The sequence below is a fragment of the Kitasatospora sp. NPDC015121 genome (genome assembly GCF_055562955.1).
In genome coordinates this window covers 22,641-41,461 of sequence record NZ_JBVHEH010000005.1, presented here as the reverse complement: position 1 = coordinate 41,461, position 18,821 = coordinate 22,641, and the positions used below count along the sequence as shown (strand labels likewise).

General features: G+C 74.3%; 13 protein-coding genes. 12 read left to right on the top strand and 1 reads right to left on the bottom strand.

From position 1 onward, the window contains the following. Positions 1-85 precede the first annotated feature (85 nt). On the bottom strand, positions 86-1,243 hold the full coding sequence (locus tag ACZ3J7_RS08250) for a LacI family DNA-binding transcriptional regulator (protein ID WP_465618106.1): 1,158 nt from the start codon (positions 1,241-1,243) through the stop codon (positions 86-88). A gap of 287 nt (positions 1,244-1,530) precedes the next feature. Between ACZ3J7_RS08250 and hisC the strand changes: the two genes are divergently transcribed. The 12 genes from hisC (at position 1,531) to ACZ3J7_RS08190 (ending at position 18,756) form a co-directional block, all read left to right on the top strand. After that, on the top strand, positions 1,531-2,607 hold the full coding sequence (gene hisC / locus ACZ3J7_RS08245) for a histidinol-phosphate transaminase (RefSeq protein ID WP_465618104.1): 1,077 nt from the start codon (positions 1,531-1,533) through the stop codon (positions 2,605-2,607). A 101-nt stretch (positions 2,608-2,708) separates the two neighbouring features. Next, a complete protein-coding gene (locus ACZ3J7_RS08240) occupies positions 2,709-4,001 on the top strand; it encodes a TrpB-like pyridoxal phosphate-dependent enzyme (RefSeq protein ID WP_465618102.1) in 1,293 nt (430 codons plus the stop codon). A 208-nt stretch (positions 4,002-4,209) separates the two neighbouring features. After that, positions 4,210-5,580, top strand: a complete 1,371-nt coding sequence (locus ACZ3J7_RS08235; RefSeq protein ID WP_465618100.1) for an efflux RND transporter periplasmic adaptor subunit — start codon at positions 4,210-4,212, stop codon at positions 5,578-5,580. Next, on the top strand, positions 5,580-6,359 hold the full coding sequence (locus ACZ3J7_RS08230) for an ABC transporter ATP-binding protein (RefSeq protein WP_465618098.1): 780 nt from the start codon (positions 5,580-5,582) through the stop codon (positions 6,357-6,359). The genes ACZ3J7_RS08235 and ACZ3J7_RS08230 overlap by 1 nt, the downstream gene beginning before the upstream one ends. Then, positions 6,356-7,558 (top strand): ABC transporter permease, encoded by a 1,203-nt coding sequence (locus ACZ3J7_RS08225; protein WP_465618096.1) that lies wholly within the window; start codon positions 6,356-6,358, stop codon positions 7,556-7,558. The genes ACZ3J7_RS08230 and ACZ3J7_RS08225 overlap by 4 nt, the downstream gene beginning before the upstream one ends. Positions 7,559-7,570: 12 nt before the next feature. Further along, entirely contained in the window at positions 7,571-8,206 is a 636-nt protein-coding gene (locus ACZ3J7_RS08220) for a hypothetical protein (protein WP_465618094.1), read from the top strand. Positions 8,207-8,383: 177 nt separating this feature from the next. Continuing rightward, on the top strand, positions 8,384-9,145 hold the full coding sequence (locus ACZ3J7_RS08215) for a response regulator transcription factor (protein WP_465618092.1): 762 nt from the start codon (positions 8,384-8,386) through the stop codon (positions 9,143-9,145). Position 9,146: 1 nt separating this feature from the next. After that, positions 9,147-10,610 carry a sensor histidine kinase gene (locus ACZ3J7_RS08210; protein WP_465618090.1) on the top strand — a complete coding sequence of 488 codons (1,464 nt, stop codon included), beginning with the start codon at positions 9,147-9,149 and terminating at the stop codon, positions 10,608-10,610. Positions 10,611-10,874: 264 nt separating this feature from the next. Then, positions 10,875-12,416, top strand: coding sequence for a cytochrome ubiquinol oxidase subunit I (locus ACZ3J7_RS08205; RefSeq protein WP_465618088.1), 1,542 nt, complete (start codon positions 10,875-10,877; stop codon positions 12,414-12,416). Positions 12,417-12,427: 11 nt separating this feature from the next. Beyond that, positions 12,428-13,435: a cytochrome d ubiquinol oxidase subunit II gene (gene cydB, locus ACZ3J7_RS08200; RefSeq protein ID WP_465618086.1), complete on the top strand. Its 1,008-nt coding sequence runs from the start codon at positions 12,428-12,430 to the stop codon at positions 13,433-13,435. A 35-nt stretch (positions 13,436-13,470) separates the two neighbouring features. Then, a complete protein-coding gene (gene cydD / locus ACZ3J7_RS08195; RefSeq protein WP_465618719.1) occupies positions 13,471-16,914 on the top strand; it encodes a thiol reductant ABC exporter subunit CydD in 3,444 nt (1,147 codons plus the stop codon). 57 nt (positions 16,915-16,971) lie between these two features. Further along, positions 16,972-18,756 carry a sensor histidine kinase gene (locus ACZ3J7_RS08190; protein ID WP_465618084.1) on the top strand — a complete coding sequence of 595 codons (1,785 nt, stop codon included), beginning with the start codon at positions 16,972-16,974 and terminating at the stop codon, positions 18,754-18,756. Positions 18,757-18,821: the final 65 nt, after the last annotated feature.

Here is an 18,821-nt window from a genome sequence, read left to right as displayed (position 1 = left end):
GCGGGCCCTCCCGCCGCCCGGTCCGTACCGGTCTGCGGTGGTCTGGACCGGGTGGCCGGGACCGGCGGTCGGGCGGGGCCCGCCGCTACCCCTCGCCGGGGGCCCGGGGCGGGCTGACGGTGGTGCGCGGGGTGCGGCGCTGCGAGGACGCCCGGACGATCAGCTCGGTGGGCATCAGGGTGCCGGGCGGCGGCCCGGTGCCGGCGGTGCGGTAGCGCGGCGGGAAGAGCCGGCCGGTGGCGGTGCCGGTGCCCGCGTCGACGCCCTCGATCGCGTCGATCAGCAGGTTGACCACGGTGGTGCCGATCCGACGGGGTTTCAGCGACAGCGTGGTGATGGGCGGTTCGGTGTTGGCGTACACGTCGGACTCGCTGCAGCACACCAGCAGCAGGTCGTCCGGCACCCGCAGCCCGTAGCGGCGGGCGGCGGCCAGCAGGTCGGTGCCGTTCGGGTCGAACAGGCCGTACACCGCGTCCGGCCGGTCCGGGCGGGCCAGCAACCGGTCGGCGGCGACCGCGCCGGCCGCCGGGTCGTGGGCCGGGTAGGCCTCGTACACCGGCTCCTGGCCGACCCGGTCGCACCAGGCGAGGTACGCCTCGGTGGAGAGCCGGGTGTACGTGTCGGTGGAGGTGCCGGTGAGCAGGCCGATCCGGCGGGCGCCGGCCTCGCTCAGGTGCTCCAGGATGCCCAGCACGGCGGCCTCGTGGTCGTTGTCGACCCAGGCGGTGACCGGGCAGTTGCCGGGCTTGCCGTCGGAGACCACCGGGACGCCGGACCGGTACAGCTCGGTGACCAGCGGGTCCTGGTCGGGCGGGTCGATCACCACCGTGCCGTCCAGCGCGATGTTGCTCCACACGTCGTGCCGGGACGAGGCGGGCAGCACCACCAGGGCGTAGCCGCGCCCGAGCGCGGCGCTGGTGGCGGCCCGGGCCATCTCCGCGAAGTAGGCGAACTCGGTGAAGGTGAACGGCTCTTCGCCGTACGTGGTGACGGTCAGGCCGATCAGCCCCGACCGCCCGGTGCGCAGGGTGCGGGCGGCCGCGGACGGCCGGTACCCGAGTCGCTCGGCGACCTCGCGGACCCGGCTGCGGGTCTCGTCCGGGAGGCGTCCCTTGCCGTTCAGGGCGTCCGAGACGGTGGTGATGGACACGCCGGCGGCCGCCGCGACGTCCCGGATGCCGGCCCGCTCCAGGCGCCGGGACGCGGTGGCCCGTCGACCGTTCTGGTTGGCTGCTGCTGTCATGGCGGACCGATCGTATGGCTCGTGACGGCGGTCCGTTACCGGTTCGCTACAGGACGTCGGAGATACGTTTCCCTTCGGGCGCCGACGACGCGGGCCCTTCGATCACGGTGTTTTTCCGGCCCGGATACCTCTGACATGTGCCAAAGGAACCCGGCAGAATGGCTGAACTGCACCCGTAACCCGGACGAGCATCTCACCCGCACGGGTGAGGGCGGTCGGTATCGTTCACGGCACCCGACCGGGGGCGGAACGGCGCCACCGCCGAGTAACGAGAAACGGAGAACCCCGTGGTCCAGCCCGAACCCGGCCCCCGCCTGCGCCCCAGCCTCGGCGGCATCCCCAGCTACAAGCCGGGCAAGCCCGCCGGAGCCGACGCCTTCAAGCTCTCCTCCAACGAGAACCCCTACCCGCCGCTGCCCGGCGTGCTGGAGGCCGCGGTCGCCGCCGCCGGCTCCTTCAACCGCTACCCGGACATGGCGGTCGGCGGCCTGGTCACCGAGCTCGCCGAGCGCTTCGGGGTCCCCGCCGAGCACGTCGCCACCGGCACCGGCTCGGTCGGCGTCGCCCAGTCGCTGGTGCTCTCCGCGGCCGGCCCCGGCGACGAGGTGGTCTTCGCCTGGCGCTCCTTCGAGGCGTACCCGATCATCACCCAGGTGGCCGGCGCCACCCCCGTGCCCGTCCCGCTGACCGCCGACGAGGCGCACGACCTGGACGCGATGCTCGCCGCGATCACCGACCGCACCCGGCTGGTCTTCGTCTGCAACCCGAACAACCCGACCGGCGCGGCCATCCACCGCGAGGAGCTGGTCCGCTTCCTGGACGCCGTCCCCGCCGACGTCCTGGTGGTGCTGGACGAGGCCTACCGCGAGTTCATCCGCGACGCCGACGTCCCCGACGGCATCGAGCTCTACCGCGACCGCCCCAACGTCTGCGTGCTGCGCACCTTCTCCAAGGCGTACGGCCTGGCCGGCCTGCGGGTCGGCTTCGCGGTCGCGCACGAGCCGGTCGCCGACGCGCTGCGCAAGACCGCCGTCCCGTTCGGCGTCAGCCAGCTCGCCCAGGACGCCGCGGTCGCCTCGCTGCGCGCCGAGGACGCCCTGCTGGAGCGGGTCGAGGCGCTGGTCGCCGAGCGCGCCCGGGTCACCGCCGCGCTGCGCGCCCAGGGCTGGACGGTCGTCGACTCCGAGGCCAACTTCGTCTGGCTGCGCCTGGGCGAGCGCACCCTCGACTTCGCCGCCGCCTGCGCCGAGGCCGGCGTGGTGGTCCGCCCGTTCGCCGGCGAGGGCGTCCGGGTCTCGATCGGCGAGGTCAAGGGCAACGACCTGTTCCTGGGCGCCGCGGAGGCGTTCCGCAAGGAGCTCTGAGCCGCCGTCACCGGACGGGGCGGGCGGCGCGGTTGCCCGCCCCGCCCGGGTGGGAAGGACTCCCTGCGGAAAGCGCACGACGCACCGCAGGGAGAGCCCGGATGAGCCAGCACGACGCCGACCCGATCCCCACCGCCTGGTACAACATCCTGCCGGACCTGCCCGAGCCGGTCCCGCCGATGCTGCACCCCGGCACCAAGGAGCCGGTCACCGCCGACGACCTCGCCCCGCTGTTCCCCGCCGAGCTGGTCGCCCAGGAGCTCGGCGGCCCGCGCGAGGTCGACATCCCCGGCGCCGTCCTCGACCTGTACCGCCGCTTCCGCCCCGCGCCCCTGGTGCGCGCCGAGCGCCTGGAGCGCGCGCTGCGCACCCCCGCCCGGATCTACTACAAGTACGAGGGCGGCAACCCGACCGGCTCGCACAAGCTCAACACCGCGCTGGCGCAGGCGTACTACAACAAGGCGGCCGGGGTGACCAGCCTGGTCACCGAGACCGGCGCCGGGCAGTGGGGCAGCGCGCTCGGCCTGGCCTGCTCCTTCCTGGAGCTGGACTGCGAGGTCTTCATGGTCCGGGTCTCCTACGACCAGAAGCCCTACCGGCGGGCCCTGATGGAGACCTACGGCGCCTCGGTGCACGCCTCGCCCTCCGGGCTGACCGCCGCCGGGCGGGCCGCGCTGGCGGCCGACCCGGCGGCCACCGGCAGCCTCGGCCTGGCGATCTCCGAGGCGGTGGAGCGGGTCGCGGCGGCCGGCGGCCGGGCCAAGTACGCGCTCGGCTCGGTGCTGAACCACGTGCTGCTGCACCAGACGGTGATCGGCCGGGAGGCGCTGGCCCAGTTCGCCCGGATCGACGACTACCCGGACGTGGTGATCGGCGCGGCCGGCGGCGGCTCCAACTTCGGCGGCCTGGCCTTCCCGTTCCTGGGCGAGCAGCTGGCGGGCCGCCGCGCGGTGCGGGCGGTCGCGGTCGAGCCCGCCTCCTGCCCCTCGCTGACCCGGGGCCGGTACGACTACGACTTCGGCGACAGCGCCGGCACCACCCCGCTGATGCGGATGCACACCCTCGGGCACGGCTTCACCCCGCCCGCGATCCACGCCGGCGGGCTGCGCTACCACGGCATGTCGCCGATCGTCAGCCACCTCAAGGAGCTGGGCCTGGTCGAGGCCGTCGCGGTGCCGCAGACCGCCTGCTTCGAGGCGGGCGTGGCCTTCGCCCGGGCCGAGGGGATCGTGCCCGCGCCGGAGTCCACCCACGCGGTGCGGGTGGCGGTCGACGAGGCGCTGGCCTGCCGGGAGTCCGGCGAGTCGAAGGCGATCGTGTTCGCGCTCTCCGGCCACGGGCACTTCGACATGCAGGCCTACCTCGACCACTTCGCGGGGAGGCTCACCGACTGACCGGCACCGTCCGCGGGACGCCCGCGTGAAGCACGGACGGGACTTTGCTGGGAGGTGCCTGGGAGGGAGGTCAAGGGCTGGTGGTCGGCCGGTCGCGCACCGGCCCCCGCGCGACCGGTGCGCGGTGATTTGCCCGGATCACCGGTCCCAGCGGGCGTCCAGGATCCGCACAGAGCGGCGCAAGAGCGCCCGACGATGCTTCTGCGCCATGAAGGTGCTTCCGCGACGGCGTGGGGCCGTCCTCGTCAACTCCGCGCTCGGCGTGGCCCTGATCGGCGGGGCCGCGCTGGCGTACACCACCCTGGACACCGGCACCGGCAAGGCCGCCGCCGGTTCCAGGGTCAGGACCGCCACGGTGGCCAAGGGAACGGTCCAGGCCACCGTGTCCGGATCGGGCACGCTGTTCTCACCGTCCGACGCCGGGCAGGACTTCACCACCGGGGGCCGGCTCACCTCGGTGAAGGTCGCGGTCGGCGACGCGGTGAAGAAGGGCCAGGTGCTCGCCACCGTCGACACCGCCGCCGCCCGGCAGCAGGTCGACCAGGCGCAGGCCGCGCTGAACACCGCCGAGGCCAACCTGACCAAGGCCGAGGCCGGCGAGACCGTCACCACCACGGTGCCCGGCACGTCGGGCTCCGGCTCGTCCGGCCGCACGGGCGCGGGTGGAACGGGCGCGGGCGGCACGGGCAGCACCCCGCAGCCGGCCACCACGACCACCGTCAAGGTCGACCAGGCCCAGGTGGCCGCCGCCCAGCAGCAGGTCGACAACGCCGAGGCGACGCTCGCCAACGCCAAGGACGCGCTGGCCGGCACCACCCTCACCGCGACCACCGACGGCACCGTCGCCTCGATCTCCGGCAAGGTCGGCGAGAGCGTCTCCGGCAACGGCTCCACCGGCAGCGGCTCCACCGGCTCCTCCGGCTCCTCCTCCGGCGCCAAGACCACGACCACCGGCGGGGGCGCGAGCACCACCCCGTCCGGCTTCATCGTGCTGACCAACCCGTCCGGGATGGAGGTCACCGCGAACTTCTCCGAGCTGGACTCGCTCAAGCTGAAGAAGGGCCAGGCGGCGACCGTCACCCTGAACGCGCAGTCCGACACCAAGCTGGAGGCCACCGTACTGTCGGTCTCCTCGTTGCCCTCCAGCTCCACCAACGGGGCCGTGCAGTACGGCGCGACGCTGCAGATCAGCTCCGACACCTCGGCGCTGCGCACCGGCCTGAGCGCCACCGTCTCGGTCACCACCGGCTCCGCCGAGAACGCCCTGTCGGTGCCCACCTCGGCCCTCCAGGGCACCGGCGCCACCCGCACCGCGACCGTCGTGCACGACGACGGCAGCACCGAGCGGGTGCAGGTCGCCGTCGGCATCGAGGGCGACAGCACCGTGCAGGTCACCGAGGGCCTGACCGAGGGCGAGAAGGTCGAGCTGACCTCCACCACCGCGGGCACCGGCAACGGCTTCCCGTCCGGCCAGTTCCCGGGCGCGGGCGGCGCCGCGGGCGGTCTCGGCGGCGCGGCCGGCGGCTTCGGCGGCGGGACCGGCGGCGGCACCCGCGGCGGCGGCGGAGGCACCCGCTGATGCGCACCGCCAAGCCCCCGGTGATCCGGATCCGGAAGGTCACCAAGTCCTACGGCCACGGCGACGCCGTCGTGCACGCCCTGCGCGGGCCGCTGACCGGCGGCGGCGAACCGCTCGGCGTCGACCTGGACGTCGAGGAGGGCGACTACGTCGCGGTGATGGGCTCCTCCGGCTCCGGCAAGTCCACCCTGATGAACATCCTCGGCTGCCTGGACGTGCCCAGCACCGGCCGCTACCTGCTGGACGGCACCGACGTCGGCCACCTGGACGAGGGCCGGCTCGCGCTGGTCCGCAACCGCAGGATCGGCTTCGTGTTCCAGTCCTTCAACCTGGTGCCCCGCACCACCGCGCTGGCCCAGGTCGAACTGCCGCTCGCCTACGCGGGCGTCCGGGCCGCCGAGCGGCGCCGCCGGGCGATGGCCGCGCTGGGCCTGGTCGGCCTGGCCGACCGGGCCGGGCACAAGCCCAACCAGCTCTCCGGCGGCCAGCAGCAGCGCGTCGCGGTGGCCCGGGCGCTGGTCACCGCGCCCGCGATGCTGCTCGCCGACGAGCCCACCGGCAACCTCGACAGCCGTTCCACCGAGGAGGTGCTGGGCATCATCGACGGACTCAACGCGCGCGGCCGCACCGTGGTGGTGATCACCCACGAGGACGAGGTCGCGCGCCACGCCAAGCGGGTCCTCCGGCTGGTCGACGGCGCGATCGTCTCGGACGTCCGGCAGGCCCCGGTCGAAGGGCCGCCGCCGGCCCTGGCCGCGGCCCCGGGGGTGGTCGCGTGATCGCCTGGCAGATGCTCCGCTTCGCGGTCGGCGGCCTGGCCGCCAACAAGGTCCGCTCCGCGCTGACCATGCTCGGCGTGCTGATCGGCGTCGCCTCGGTGATCCTGCTGCTCGCGGTCGGCAACGGCTCCTCGGTGGCGGTCAAGGAGTCGATCACCTCCCTCGGCACCAACGCGCTGACCGTCTCCTCCGCCGCCTCGCGCGGCTCGGCCACCGCCGCCAAGAAGCTCACCGTGGAGGACGCCAAGGCGCTCGCCACCGCCGCCGACACCCCGTCCATCAAGTCGGTCGCCCCGGTGGTCACCACCAGCGGCACCGCGCTGTACGGAAACGTCTCGTACCAGCCCGGGCAGGTCGTCGGCACCTACCCCGCCTACTTCGAGACCGCCAACCTGAAGGTCGACAAGGGCGACTACTTCTCCGCCGACGACGTGCTGAACTCCCGCAAGGTCGCGGTGCTCGGCTCGACCACCGCCAGGGAGCTGTTCGCCGCCGAGGACCCGGTCGGCAAGGGGATCACCCTCGGCGGCACCCCGTTCACCGTGGTCGGCGTGCTGAAGGCCAAGGGCTCCACCGGCTTCAACGACCCCGACGACGTGGTGGTCGCCCCGCTGCCGACCGTGCAGAACGCGTTCACCGGCTTCGGCTCGGTCAACCAGATCCTGGTGCAGGCCTCCTCCGCCGACGCCACCACCGAGGCGCAGGCCGACATCACCCGGATCCTGCTGGGCACCCACGCCGTCAAGGACGCCACCAAGGCCGACTTCCGGATCAGCAACCAGGCCTCGCTGCTGACCGCCCGCGAGTCCACCACCAGGACCTTCACCGTCCTGCTCGGCGCGGTCGCCGCGATCTCGCTGCTGGTCGGCGGCATCGGCATCACCAACATCATGCTGGTGACGGTCACCGAGCGGACCAAGGAGATCGGCATCCGCAAGGCGCTCGGCGCGCCCCGCGCGGTCATCCTCGGCCAGTTCCTCGCCGAGTCCACCCTGCTGTCGGTGGTCGGCGCCGGCCTCGGCGTGCTCGCCGGGGTCGTCGGCTCGCACTTCCCGGTGGTCGGCATCAAGCCCGTGGTGATCCCCGAGTCGGTGCTCGGCGCGTTCGCCATCGCCGTCGCCATCGGCCTGTTCTTCGGCAGCTACCCCGCCAACCGGGCCGCCTCGCTGCGCCCGATCGACGCCCTCCGGCACGAGTAGAAGGAGACCCCCGTGTCTGACGACCAGGAGCTGCTGGCCACCGCGCCGGACGCCCGCGACATCACCGCCGAGCTGTCCGCGCCACCGCGCCGCGGGCTCCCCTGGCCCACCCTGGCCCTGGCCGGCTGCGTCATCGCCGTGCTCTCCTTCGCGGGCGGCGTCTGGTACCAGAAGGACAGCGGCACCACCGGGGGCGCCAACCGGGCGGGCGCCGCCGGCGACCGCTTCCCCGGCGGCGGCACCGGCCGCGGCGGGTACGGCGGCTTCGGCGGCGGCCAGGCCGCGGGCGGCGCCGGCACCGGCCAGGCCCCCGGCGGCGCCGCGGGCGGCTTCACCCGGGGCACCGTGAAGTCGGTGGACGGCGACACCGTCTACCTGACCACGGCCGACGGCAGCACCGTCAAGGTCACCACCGGCGACTCCACCAGGGTCACCACCACCAAGGAGGGCAAGGTCGGCGACCTGCAGCCCGGCCAGACCGTCACCGTCGCGGGCAGCAAGGCCGAGGACGGCTCCTACCGCGCCACCCAGCTCACCGAGGGCGGCGCCCCGGGCGGCTTCGGCGGCAACCGGGGCGGCGCCGGCGGCAACGGCGGCGGGACCACCGGCGGCAACGGCGGCACCACCGGCAGTGGCGGGAACGGCTGATTCCGGTACCGGTTCGGGCACGAGCGGATGACTAATCCAATCTTCATCCGCTTTGCGTAGCCTGGCCGGGCTAGGGTCTGTCCGACGGCGTCCGGTCGGGTGAACCCCGGCGGCGCCGCGGACAGACCCCGTGGTGTCCGGGGTGGCCCATTCGTCCGGCCGGGAGGCGGAGCAATCGTGTCAGGCGCAGTGCAGTCGAACCCGGTCCCGACGGCCCAGGCCGGGGGCGAGCCCTTCCTGCTGGTGGTCGACGACGAGCCGAACATCCGCGAACTGCTCTCGGCCAGCCTGCGCTTCTCCGGCTTCCGGGTGGCCTCCGCCGCCACCGGCCAGGAGGCGCTGGACGCGGTCGCCGCCGAGCGCCCCGACCTGGTGGTGCTGGACGTGATGCTGCCCGACCTGGACGGCTTCACCGTGGTGCGCCGACTGCGCGACCAGGCCCAGTGGCCGCAGAGCCCCGAGCACGTCCCGGTGCTGTTCCTGACCGCCAAGGACGGCACCGGCGACAAGGTGCAGGGCCTGGCGGTCGGCGCCGACGACTACGTCACCAAGCCGTTCAGCCTGGAGGAGCTGATCGCCCGGATCCGGGCGATCCTGCGCCGGGCCGGCGGCCCCGCCGACGACGGCCGCCTGGTGGTCGCCGACCTCACCCTGGACCCGACCGCGCACGAGGTCACCCGCGGCGGCGTCCCGGTCTCGCTCTCCCCCACCGAGTTCAAGCTGCTGCACTACCTGATGGCCAACGTCGGCCGGGTGGTCTCCAAGGCGCAGATCCTCGACCACGTGTGGGCCTACGACTTCGGCGGCGACCTCTCCATCGTCGAGTCGTACATCTCCTACCTGCGCCGCAAGCTGGACTCCGGCCCGGCGCACGGCCCCAAGCTGATCCACACGGTCCGCGGCATCGGCTACGCGCTGCGCCGCCCGCCCAACGGCTGACGTGGCCCGCTTCTCGCTGCGGGTGCGCCTGCTGGTGCTCGCGCTGCTGCTGGTGACCACCGGCCTGGTGGTGAGCGACACCCTGGTGCTGGGCACCGTCCGCGGCCAGCTGGTGGACCGGGTCGACGAGCAGCTCGACCGGTTCGCCGAACCGCTCTCCCGCCGCGCGCCGTCCAAGCAGGCCACCGGCTCGGTGTTCAGCAGCACCCAGGGCGCCACCCGCCGGGCCGGGCAGAGCCTGCCCAGCGAGTACGTGGTGCGCTACCTGGGCGAGGACGGCTCGGTGCTGTCGGTGATCCGGCAGCCGCTGAGCGACTCCGACCCGCCGCCGCAGCTGCCCGCGCTGGACCGCAAGGGGCTGACCGAGCGGCTGGCCGACCCGTTCACCGCCTCCGGGCCGCGCTCCAGCGAGTGGCGCTCGATGGTGCTGCCGTTGCAGCGGGCCGGCGCCGCGGACCCGGCCGGGCCGAAGTACGTGCAGGTCGCGGTGCCGCTGGCGGAGGTCCAGTCGACCATCTCGCACCTGCGCACCACCTTCCTGACCATCGGCGCCGCGGTGCTGGCCGGCCTGGCCTGCCTGGGCGCGGTCGCGGTCCGGGCCGGGCTGCGGCCGCTGCGCCAGCTGGAGGCGGGCGCCCAGCGGATCGCCGACGGCGACCTGTCGTACCGGATGCCCGAGCTGCCCGTCCGCACCGAGGCGGGCCGGCTGTCCGCCGCGCTGAACGGGATGCTCACCCACATCGAGACCGCGTTCGCCGCCCGGGCCGCCTCCGAGGAGCGGATGCGCCGCTTCGTCGCGGACGCCTCGCACGAGCTGCGCACCCCGCTGGCGGGCATCCGCGGCTTCGCCGAGCTGCACCGGATGGGCGCGCTGCAGGACGTCGACCGGGCGATGGACCGGATCGAGTCGGAGGCGGTCCGGCTCGGCGCGCTGGTCGAGGACCTGCTGATGCTGGCCCGGCTCGACGAGGAGCGCCCGCTCGACCTGGCCCCGATGGACCTGCGCACGCTGGCCGCCGACGCCCTGCACGACCTGACCGCGCTCGACCCCGGCCGCCCGGTCGCGCTGACCGGCCCGGACGGCGAGGGCGCCCCGCAGCCCGCCCCGGTGCTGGGCGACGAGGCCCGGCTGCGCCAGGTGGTGACCAACCTGGTCGGCAACGCGGTCAAGCACACCCCGCCCGGCACCGCGGTGCGGATCGGCGTCGGCCGGGCGGACGGCGGCTGCCTGCTGGAGGTCGCCGACCGGGGGCCCGGGCTGACCGACGAGCAGGCCGCCCTGGTGTTCGAGCGCTTCTACCGGGCGGACGCCTCGCGCAGCCGCCGGGCCGGCGAGTCCGGGGGGTCGGGCCTGGGCCTGGCGATCGCCAGCGCCCTGGTCTCGGCGCACGGCGGCGAGCTGACCCTGCGCACCGCGCCGGGCGACGGCGCGGCCTTCCGGCTCTCGCTGCCCCACCAGCGCTGACGCCCCGTCAGTCCGGTCGGCGTCAAGCGCCGTTCGGTACACCCGGCCTGCCCGGCCGCTGCTTGTGGCGGGCCGGGCGGGCGGCGGATCATCTGCGTGTCCGAAAACACCCACCCCCCGTGCATCCGCACCGATAAGCATCATGGATACTGCCTTTGTGAACGTGTTCACGTTCACAAGCGGACAGGTTTGGACGGGTACGTCACGCCTGGATGCTAGATGTGCCTGATATCCGTTATGCGCACAACTGTGAGAGAGGGCGCAGTGGACCTAGCAGTCGCTCACGAGACCATCTCGCGATGGCAGTTCGGCATCACCACCGTCTACCACTTCCTCTTCGTCCCGCTCACCATCAGCCTGGCCTCGATCGTGGCCGGCCTACAGACGGCCTGGGTGCGCACGGGCAAGGAGAAGTACTTCCACGCCACCAAGTTCTGGGGCAAGCTCTTCCTGATCAACATCGCGATGGGCGTGGTCACCGGCATCGTCCAGGAGTTCCAGTTCGGCATGAACTGGTCCGACTACTCCCGCTTCGTCGGCGACGTGTTCGGCGCCCCGCTGGCGATGGAGGCGCTGATCGCCTTCTTCTTCGAGTCCACCTTCATCGGCCTGTGGATCTTCGGCTGGGACCGGCTCCCGAAGAAGGTCCACCTGGCCTGCATCTGGCTGGTGGCGATCGGCACCGCGCTGTCCGCGTACTTCATCCTGGCCGCCAACTCCTGGATGCAGCACCCCGTCGGCTACCGGATCGACCCGGCCACCGGCAAGGCCCAGCTCACCGACATCGTCGCGGTGCTGACCCAGAACACCACCGTCGTCCAGGTCTTCCACACCCTCACCGCCGCCTTCCTCACCGGCGCCGCCTTCGTGGTCGGCATCGCCAGCCACCACCTGTGGCGGGCCAAGCGGGGCAAGGAGACCGACCGGCGGAAGACCGCCGCGATGCGCACCTCGCTGCGGGTCGGCCTGGCCATCGCCGTGGTGGCCGGCCTGGGCACCGCGATCAGCGGCGACACCCTCGGCAAGGTGATGTTCGAGCAGCAGCCGATGAAGATGGCCGCCGCCGAGGCGCTCTGGGACACCCAGGCGCCCGCCCCGTTCTCGGTGTTCGCGATCGGCGACGTCACCGAGGGCCACAACTCGGTCGAGCTGGAGATCCCCGGGATACTGTCCTTCCTCGCCCACAACGACTTCTCCTCCTCGGTGCCCGGCATCAACGACACCGCCGCCGCCGAGGCCGCGAAGTACGGCGGCCAGCCCGAGGACTACATCCCCAACATCTTCGTCACCTACTGGGGCTTCCGGCTGATGATCGGCTTCGGCATGACGTCCTTCGTCGCCGCGCTGATCGGCCTGTGGACCACCCGCCGGAAGTTCTGGCTCGCCCCCGCCCACCGCACCGGCGAGGACGAGCCGCCGAAGCTGATGCTCACCCGGAACCGCGAGATGAGCGTCTTCTTCACCCGGTGGAGCTGGCGGATCGGCATCCTCACCATGGGCTTCCCGCTGGTCGCCAACAGCTTCGGCTGGATCTTCACCGAGATGGGCCGCCAGCCCTGGGTGGTGTTCGGCCTGATGCGCACCCGCGACGCGGTCTCCCCCAACGTCACCGTCGGCACCCAGGTGGTCGGCCTGACCACGCTGACCGTGCTCTACGCGGTCCTCGCCGTGATCGAGGTCAGGCTGCTCGCCAAGTACGCCGCCGCCGGCCCCGACACCTCCGAGCGGCCGCCCGCGAAGGACCCGACCCTGCGCGGACCCTCCGACGACGAGGACGCCGACCAGCCCCTCGCCTTCGCGTACTGAGGACGGACGCCATGCACCTGCACGACTTCTGGTTCATCCTGATCGCCGTCCTGTGGACCGGCTACTTCTTCCTGGAGGGCTTCGACTTCGGGATCGGCATCCTGACCCGGACGCTGGCCCGGGACACCACCGAGCGCCGCGTCCTGATCAACACCATCGGCCCGGTCTGGGACGGCAACGAGGTGTGGCTGCTGACCGCCGGCGGCGCCACCTTCGCGGCCTTCCCCGACTGGTACGCCACCCTGTTCAGCGGCTTCTTCGTCCCGCTGCTGCTGATCCTGGTCTGCCTGATCGTCCGCGGCGTCTCCTTCGAGTACCGCCACCAGCGCAGCGGCGAGCGCTGGCAGCGCAACTGGGAACTGGCGATCTTCTGGACCTCGCTGCTGCCCGCCTTCCTGTGGGGCGTCGCCTTCGGCAACATCGTCCACGGCGTCGACATCGACGCCGACAAGAACTACGTCGGCACGCTCTGGGACCTGCTCAACCCGTACGCGCTGCTCGGCGGCCTCACCACCCTGGTGCTGTTCACCTTCCACGGCGCGGTGTTCGCCTCGCTCAAGACCTCCGGCGAGATCCGGCTCCGGGCCCGCGCCCAGGCCACCGGCCTCGGCCTGGCCACCGCCGTGCTCGCCCTGGTCTTCCTGGTCTGGACGCAGGCGCACTCCGGCAACGGCTGGAGCCTGGCCGCCCTGGTGGTCGCCGTCCTCGCCCTGCTCGGCGCGCTCGGCGCCAACCGGCTGGCCCGCGAGGGCTGGGCGTTCGCGCTCAGCGGCCTGACCATCGTGGCCGCCGTCGGGATGCTCTTCCTGTCGCTGTTCCCCGACGTGATGCCCTCCACGCTCGACCCCGCCTGGTCGCTGACCGTCACCAACGCCTCGTCCTCCGGCTACACGCTCAAGGTGATGACCGTCGTCGCGGTGGTCTTCACCCCGCTCGTGCTGCTCTACCAGGGCTGGACGTACTGGGTCTTCCGCCGCCGGATCGGCGTCCAGCACATCCCCGCCGCCGCTCACCACTGACGCAGGAGCAGAACCCGATGGAACGCCAGCAGCGGATGCGTCCGATCGACCCCCGGCTGCTGGCGCACGCCCGCACCACCCGCGCCTTCCTCGCCGGCACCGTCGTGCTCGGCGGGGCGGGTGCGCTCCTGCTGGTGGCCCAGGCCGCGCTGATCGCCTCGCTGGTGGTCGGCGCCTTCCAGGACGGGCGCTCCGGCCCGTGGGGGCAGCTGCTCGGCCTGGCCGCGGTCACCCTCGGCCGGGCCTTGGTCGCCTGGCTCACCGAACTGACCGCCCACCGCTCGGTCGCCACCGTGAAGTCCGCGCTGCGCCGCCGACTGCTCGACCACGCCACCGCCCTCGGCCCCGGCTACCTCACCGGCCGCCGCACCGGCGACCTCGCCACCCTCGCCACCCGGGGCGTCGACGCCCTCGACGACTACTTCGCCCGCTACCTGCCGCAGCTCGCCCTCGCCGTGGTCGTCCCGGTGGTCGTGCTGGTCCGGATCCTCGGCGCGGACTGGGAGTCCGCCGCGATCGTCTGCGTCACGCTGCCGCTGGTCCCGCTGTTCATGATCCTGATCGGGTACGCCACCCAGGCCCGCACCGACCGCCAGTTCGCCGGACTCTCCCGGCTCTCCCACCACTTCCTCGACGTGGTCGCCGGACTGCCCACCCTCAAGGTCTTCGGCCGGGCCCGCGCCCAGGCCCGGGCGATCGGCCGGATCACCGAGGACTACCGGCGCGCCACCCTGCGCACCCTGCGGCTCGCCTTCGTCTCCTCCTTCGCGCTGGAACTGCTCTCCACCCTGTCGGTCGCCCTGGTCGCCGTCTCGATCGGCTTCCGGCTAGTGCGCGGCACCCTCGACCTGGAGACCGGCCTGCTGGTGCTCGTCCTCGCCCCCGAGGTCTACCTGCCGATCCGCCAGGTCGGCGCGCTCTACCACTCCAGCGCGGAGGGCCTGGCCGCCGCCGGGCGGATCTTCGAGGTGCTGGAGACCCCGCTCCCGGCCGGCGGCACCCGGCCCGCGCCCGCCGGCGGCGGCACCGGCACCGGCATCCGGGTCGAGCACCTGACGGTCCGCCGCCCCGGCCGCGGCGGCGACACCCTCACCGACCTCTCGCTGGAGGTCCCCGCCGGACGCACCACCGTCCTCACCGGCCCGAGCGGCGCCGGCAAGACCACCCTGGTCGACGCCCTGCTCGGCTTCGTCCGCCCCGACGGCGGCCGGATCCTGCTCGACGGGCAGGACCTCGCCGAGACCGACCCGGCGAGCTGGCACGCCCGGGTCGCCTGGGTCCCGCAGCACCCCCACCTGTTCGCCGGGACGGTCGCCGAGAACGTCCGCCTCGCCCGCCCGGACGCCACCGACGCCGAGCTCGCCGCCGCCCTCGCCGCCGCGCACGTCGACTTCACCACTCCCGACACCCGCCTCGCCGAGAACGGCCACGGCCTCTCCGCCGGCCAGCGCCAGCGCCTCGCCCTGGCCCGCGCCCTGCTCGCCGACCGCCCCGTCCTGATCCTCGACGAACCCACCGCCCACCTCGACCCGGTCACCGAGGCCGCCCTCCTCACCACCCTGCGCGCCCTCGACCGCACCGTCCTGCTGATCACCCACCGCCCGGCCCTCACCGCCCTCGCCGACCACCACGTCCACCTGCCGGGGCCGGCGGCACCCGAGCGGGTGCGCACCCGGGGGAGCGGGGAACCGCGCCGAGCGGGAGGAGCCGTCCCGCCGCCCCGGCCCGAGGAGGAGCCGCTCCCCGCGGGCGACCTGGAGCAGCGCGTCCCCCGGTTCCGGCTCGCCGTTCTGCTGGGCGCCCTCGCGCTGGGCTGCGCCGTCGCGCTGATGGGCACCTCCGGCTGGCTGATCTCGCGGGCCTCGCAGATGCCGCCGGTGCTGTACCTGATGGTCGCGGTGACTTCGGTGCGGGCGTTCGGGATCGGGCGGAGCGTGTTCCGGTACGCGGAGCGGCTGGTCTCGCACGACGCGGTGCTGAAGGCGCTGGGCGGGGTCCGGACGGCGGTCTACCAGCGGCTGGAGCGGCTGGCCCCGGCCGGGCTGCCGCAGTTCCGGCGCGGCGACCTGCTGTCCCGGCTGGTCGCGGACGTGGACGCGGTGCAGGACCACCACCTGCGCTGGCGGCTGCCGGCCGCCGTCGCCGCCGTGGTCTCGCTGGGCGCGGCCGGGGCGCTGGCCGCGTTCCTGCCGGCGGCGGGCCTGGTGCTGGCGCTGGGGCTGCTGCTGGCGGGCGCGGGCGTCCCGGCGCTGGAGCGGTGGGTCTCCGGCCGGACGGAGCGCCGGCACGCGCCCGCCCGCGGCGAGCTGGCGACCGCGGTGGTGGACACGCTGACCGGCACCGCCGAGCTGACGGTGGCGGGCGCGCTGCCGGACCGGCTGGGCGCGGCGGCGGCCGCGGACCGGGCGCTGACCCGGCTGGCGGCCCGCTCGGCCGCCGCAGGCGGCCTCTCGGCGGGACTGGTGGCGCTGGTGTCGGGCCTGACGGTGGTCGCGGCGGCGGCGGTCGGGGTGCGCGCGGTGGCGTCGGGGGCGCTGCCGGGGGTGTGCCTGGCGGTGGTGGTGCTGACGCCGCTGGCGGCGTTCGAGGCGGTGGCCGGGATGCCGCTCGCCTTCCGGCACCGGACGCGGGCCCTGGCCGCCCGGGAACGGCTGGAGCAGGTGCTGGCGGCCCCGCTGCCGGTCCGCGAGCCGACCGCCCCGAAGCCGCTGCCCGACGTCCGACTGCCGATCAGCGTGCGGGAGTTGAGGGTGCGCTGGCCGGGCGCCGACCGGGACGCGCTGCACGGGGTCGACCTGGAGCTGACGGCCGGGCGGCGGGTCGCGGTGGTCGGCGCCTCCGGCTCGGGCAAGAGCACGCTGGCGCAGGCGCTGCTGCGGTTCGTCGAGCCGGCGGCCGGGGCGGTGCGGCTGGCGGACGGCACGGACACCCGGGAGCTGGCGGGCGAGGACGTCCGCCGGGTGGTCGGGCTGTGCGCGCAGGACGCGCACGTCTTCGACAGCTCGCTGCGGGAGAACCTGCGGCTGGCCCGCCCGGACGCCGACGAGGCCGCGCTGCGGGCGGCGCTGGAGCGGGCCCGGCTGCTGGCGTGGGTGGACGGCCTGCCGGCCGGCCTGGACACCATGGTCGGCGAGCACGGCGCCCGGCTCTCCGGCGGCCAGCGCCAGCGCCTCGCGCTGGCCCGGGCGCTGCTCGCGGACTTCCCGGTGCTGGTGCTGGACGAGCCGGCCGAGCACCTGGACGTGCCGACCGCCGACGCGCTGACCGCCGACCTGCTGGCGGCCACCGAGGGCCGCACCACGCTGCTGATCACCCACCGGCTGGCCGGACTGGACGACGACGCGGTGGACGAGGTGCTGGTGCTGGACGCCGGCCGGGTGGTCGAGCGCGGCCGCTGGTCCGAGCTGGCGGCGCGGCCGGGCGGGCGGCTGGCGGCGATGGTCGAGCGGGAACGGGCGGGCGAGCGGGTGGCGGCCTGATCGGGCCCGGCCGCCCCGGGGAATGGGCAAACCATGACAGACGTGCACACTGGTGACATGCAGACGCCGGACGAGCCGGACGCCGAGGGCGGCCGGCCGCGCATCCCCGAGATCTCCTCGCTCGGCCTGGACACCCTGGTCACCGAGGTCTCCGAGCGGCTCCAGTCGGCCGCCGCCGTCACCGACCGGATGCAGCGCCTGCTGGAGGCGGTGGTCTCGGTCGGCGCGGGCCTGGACCTGCACGTCACGCTGCAGCGGATCGCGGCGGGCGCCGCCGAACTGGTGGACGCCGACTACGCCGCGATGGGCGTGGTGAACCCGAACGGCAGCGGCCTGTCCGACTTCATCCACATCGGCGTCGACGACGCGACGGCCGCCGAGATCGGCCACCTGCCGACCGGCCGGGGCATCCTGGGAGCGCTGATCGACGACCCGCGCCCGCTGCGGCTCACCGACCTGTCCACCGACCCGCGCTCGGTCGGCTTCCCGCCCCACCACCCGCCGATGGTGTCCTTCCTGGGAGTGCCGATCCGGGTCCGCGGCGAGGTGTTCGGCAACCTGTACCTGACCGGGAAGAAGGGCGGCGGCGCGTTCACGCCCGAGGACGAGCAGGTGGTGCTGGCGCTCGGCGCGGCGGCGGGCGTGGCGATCGAGAACTCCCGGCTGTACGAGCAGGGCCGCCGCCGTGAGCGCTGGATCACCGGCGCGGCCGCCGTGACCACCTCGCTGCTCTCCACCGACGAGGCGCGGGTCGCGCTCACCGTCGCCGCCGAGCAGGTCCGCGAACTCGCCGACGGCGCCCTCGGCATGATCCTGCTGCCGGCCGGCGAGGACCGGATGCGGGTCGCCCACGCCTCCGGCGAGCAGGCCGGCCACCTGACCGGCGAACTGCTGCCCGAGCACGGCTTCGTCCCCGAGCTGCTGGCCGGCCAGGCGGTCTACCTGGACGACCCGGCGACCGCCCCGGAGACCGCGTCCGACGCCCAGTTCGACCGGCTGGCGCGGGAGTTCGGCCCGGCGATGGCGGTGCCGATGGTCTCCGCCGGCCGGGTGCTGGGCGCGCTGTGCGTGTGGCGCCGGGCCGGGACGGCGCCGTTCACCGAGACCGAGCGGCAGCTCTCGCAGACCTTCGCCTCGCAGGCGGCGCTCGCCCTGCGGCTGGCCGAGTACCAGCGCGACCAGCAGCGCCTGGCGGTCTTCCAGGACCGCGACCGGATCGCCCGCGACCTGCACGACCTGGTCATCCAGCGGCTGTTCGCCACCGGCATGATGCTGGAGTCGGCCGCCCGCCGGGCCGTCGTCCCCGAGGTGCGGGAGCGGATCGGGCAGGCCGTGGACGAGCTGGACGCCACCATCCAGGAGGTCCGCACCACCATCTACGCCCTCCAGCACGGCGACTCCGACGACCGGCCGGACACCCTGCGCACCCGGGTGCTGCGCGAGGGCAGCCAGGCCGCCGCCGCGCTCGGCTTCAAGCCCACCATCACCTTCACCGGTCCGGTGGAGAGCCTGGTCGGCGAGAAGACCTCCCGCCAACTGCTGGCCGCGCTCCGCGAGATGCTCTCCAACACGGCCCGGCACGCGCGCGCCTCCCGGGTCGCCGTCGAGGTGGACGCCACCGTCCACCTCGGCCCGGACGGCCGCCCGCTCTCCCCCTCCCGCACCGGCCCGCCCGGCGTGCTGCTCACCGTCACCGACGACGGCGTCGGCATCCCGCCCGGCGGCCGCCGCTCCGGCCTGCGCAACCTCACCCGCCGCGCCGAGGCGCTCGGCGGCGACGCCTGGCACGAGCCCGGGCCGCGCGACAAGGGCACCCGGGTCCGCTGGACCGCCCGGCTCTGAGGCCCCGGCAGGCAGACAGGCAGGAAAACAAGCAGACAGGCAGGCAGGCATCGATCCGTCCGGAC

Excerpts from the sequence above, each read along its gene's own strand:
- ACZ3J7_RS08240 (WP_465618102.1), top strand. The coding sequence starts at position 2,709 with ATGAGCCAGCACGACGCCGACCCGATCCCCACCGCCTGGTACAACATC.
- ACZ3J7_RS08230 (WP_465618098.1), top strand. The coding sequence starts at position 5,580 with ATGCGCACCGCCAAGCCCCCGGTGATCCGGATCCGGAAGGTCACCAAG.
- ACZ3J7_RS08250 (WP_465618106.1), bottom strand. The coding sequence starts at position 1,243 with ATGACAGCAGCAGCCAACCAGAACGGTCGACGGGCCACCGCGTCCCGG.
- cydB (WP_465618086.1), top strand. The coding sequence starts at position 12,428 with ATGCACCTGCACGACTTCTGGTTCATCCTGATCGCCGTCCTGTGGACC.
- ACZ3J7_RS08190 (WP_465618084.1), top strand. The coding sequence starts at position 16,972 with ATGCAGACGCCGGACGAGCCGGACGCCGAGGGCGGCCGGCCGCGCATC.
- ACZ3J7_RS08235 (WP_465618100.1), top strand. The coding sequence starts at position 4,210 with ATGAAGGTGCTTCCGCGACGGCGTGGGGCCGTCCTCGTCAACTCCGCG.
- cydD (WP_465618719.1), top strand. The coding sequence starts at position 13,471 with ATGCGTCCGATCGACCCCCGGCTGCTGGCGCACGCCCGCACCACCCGC.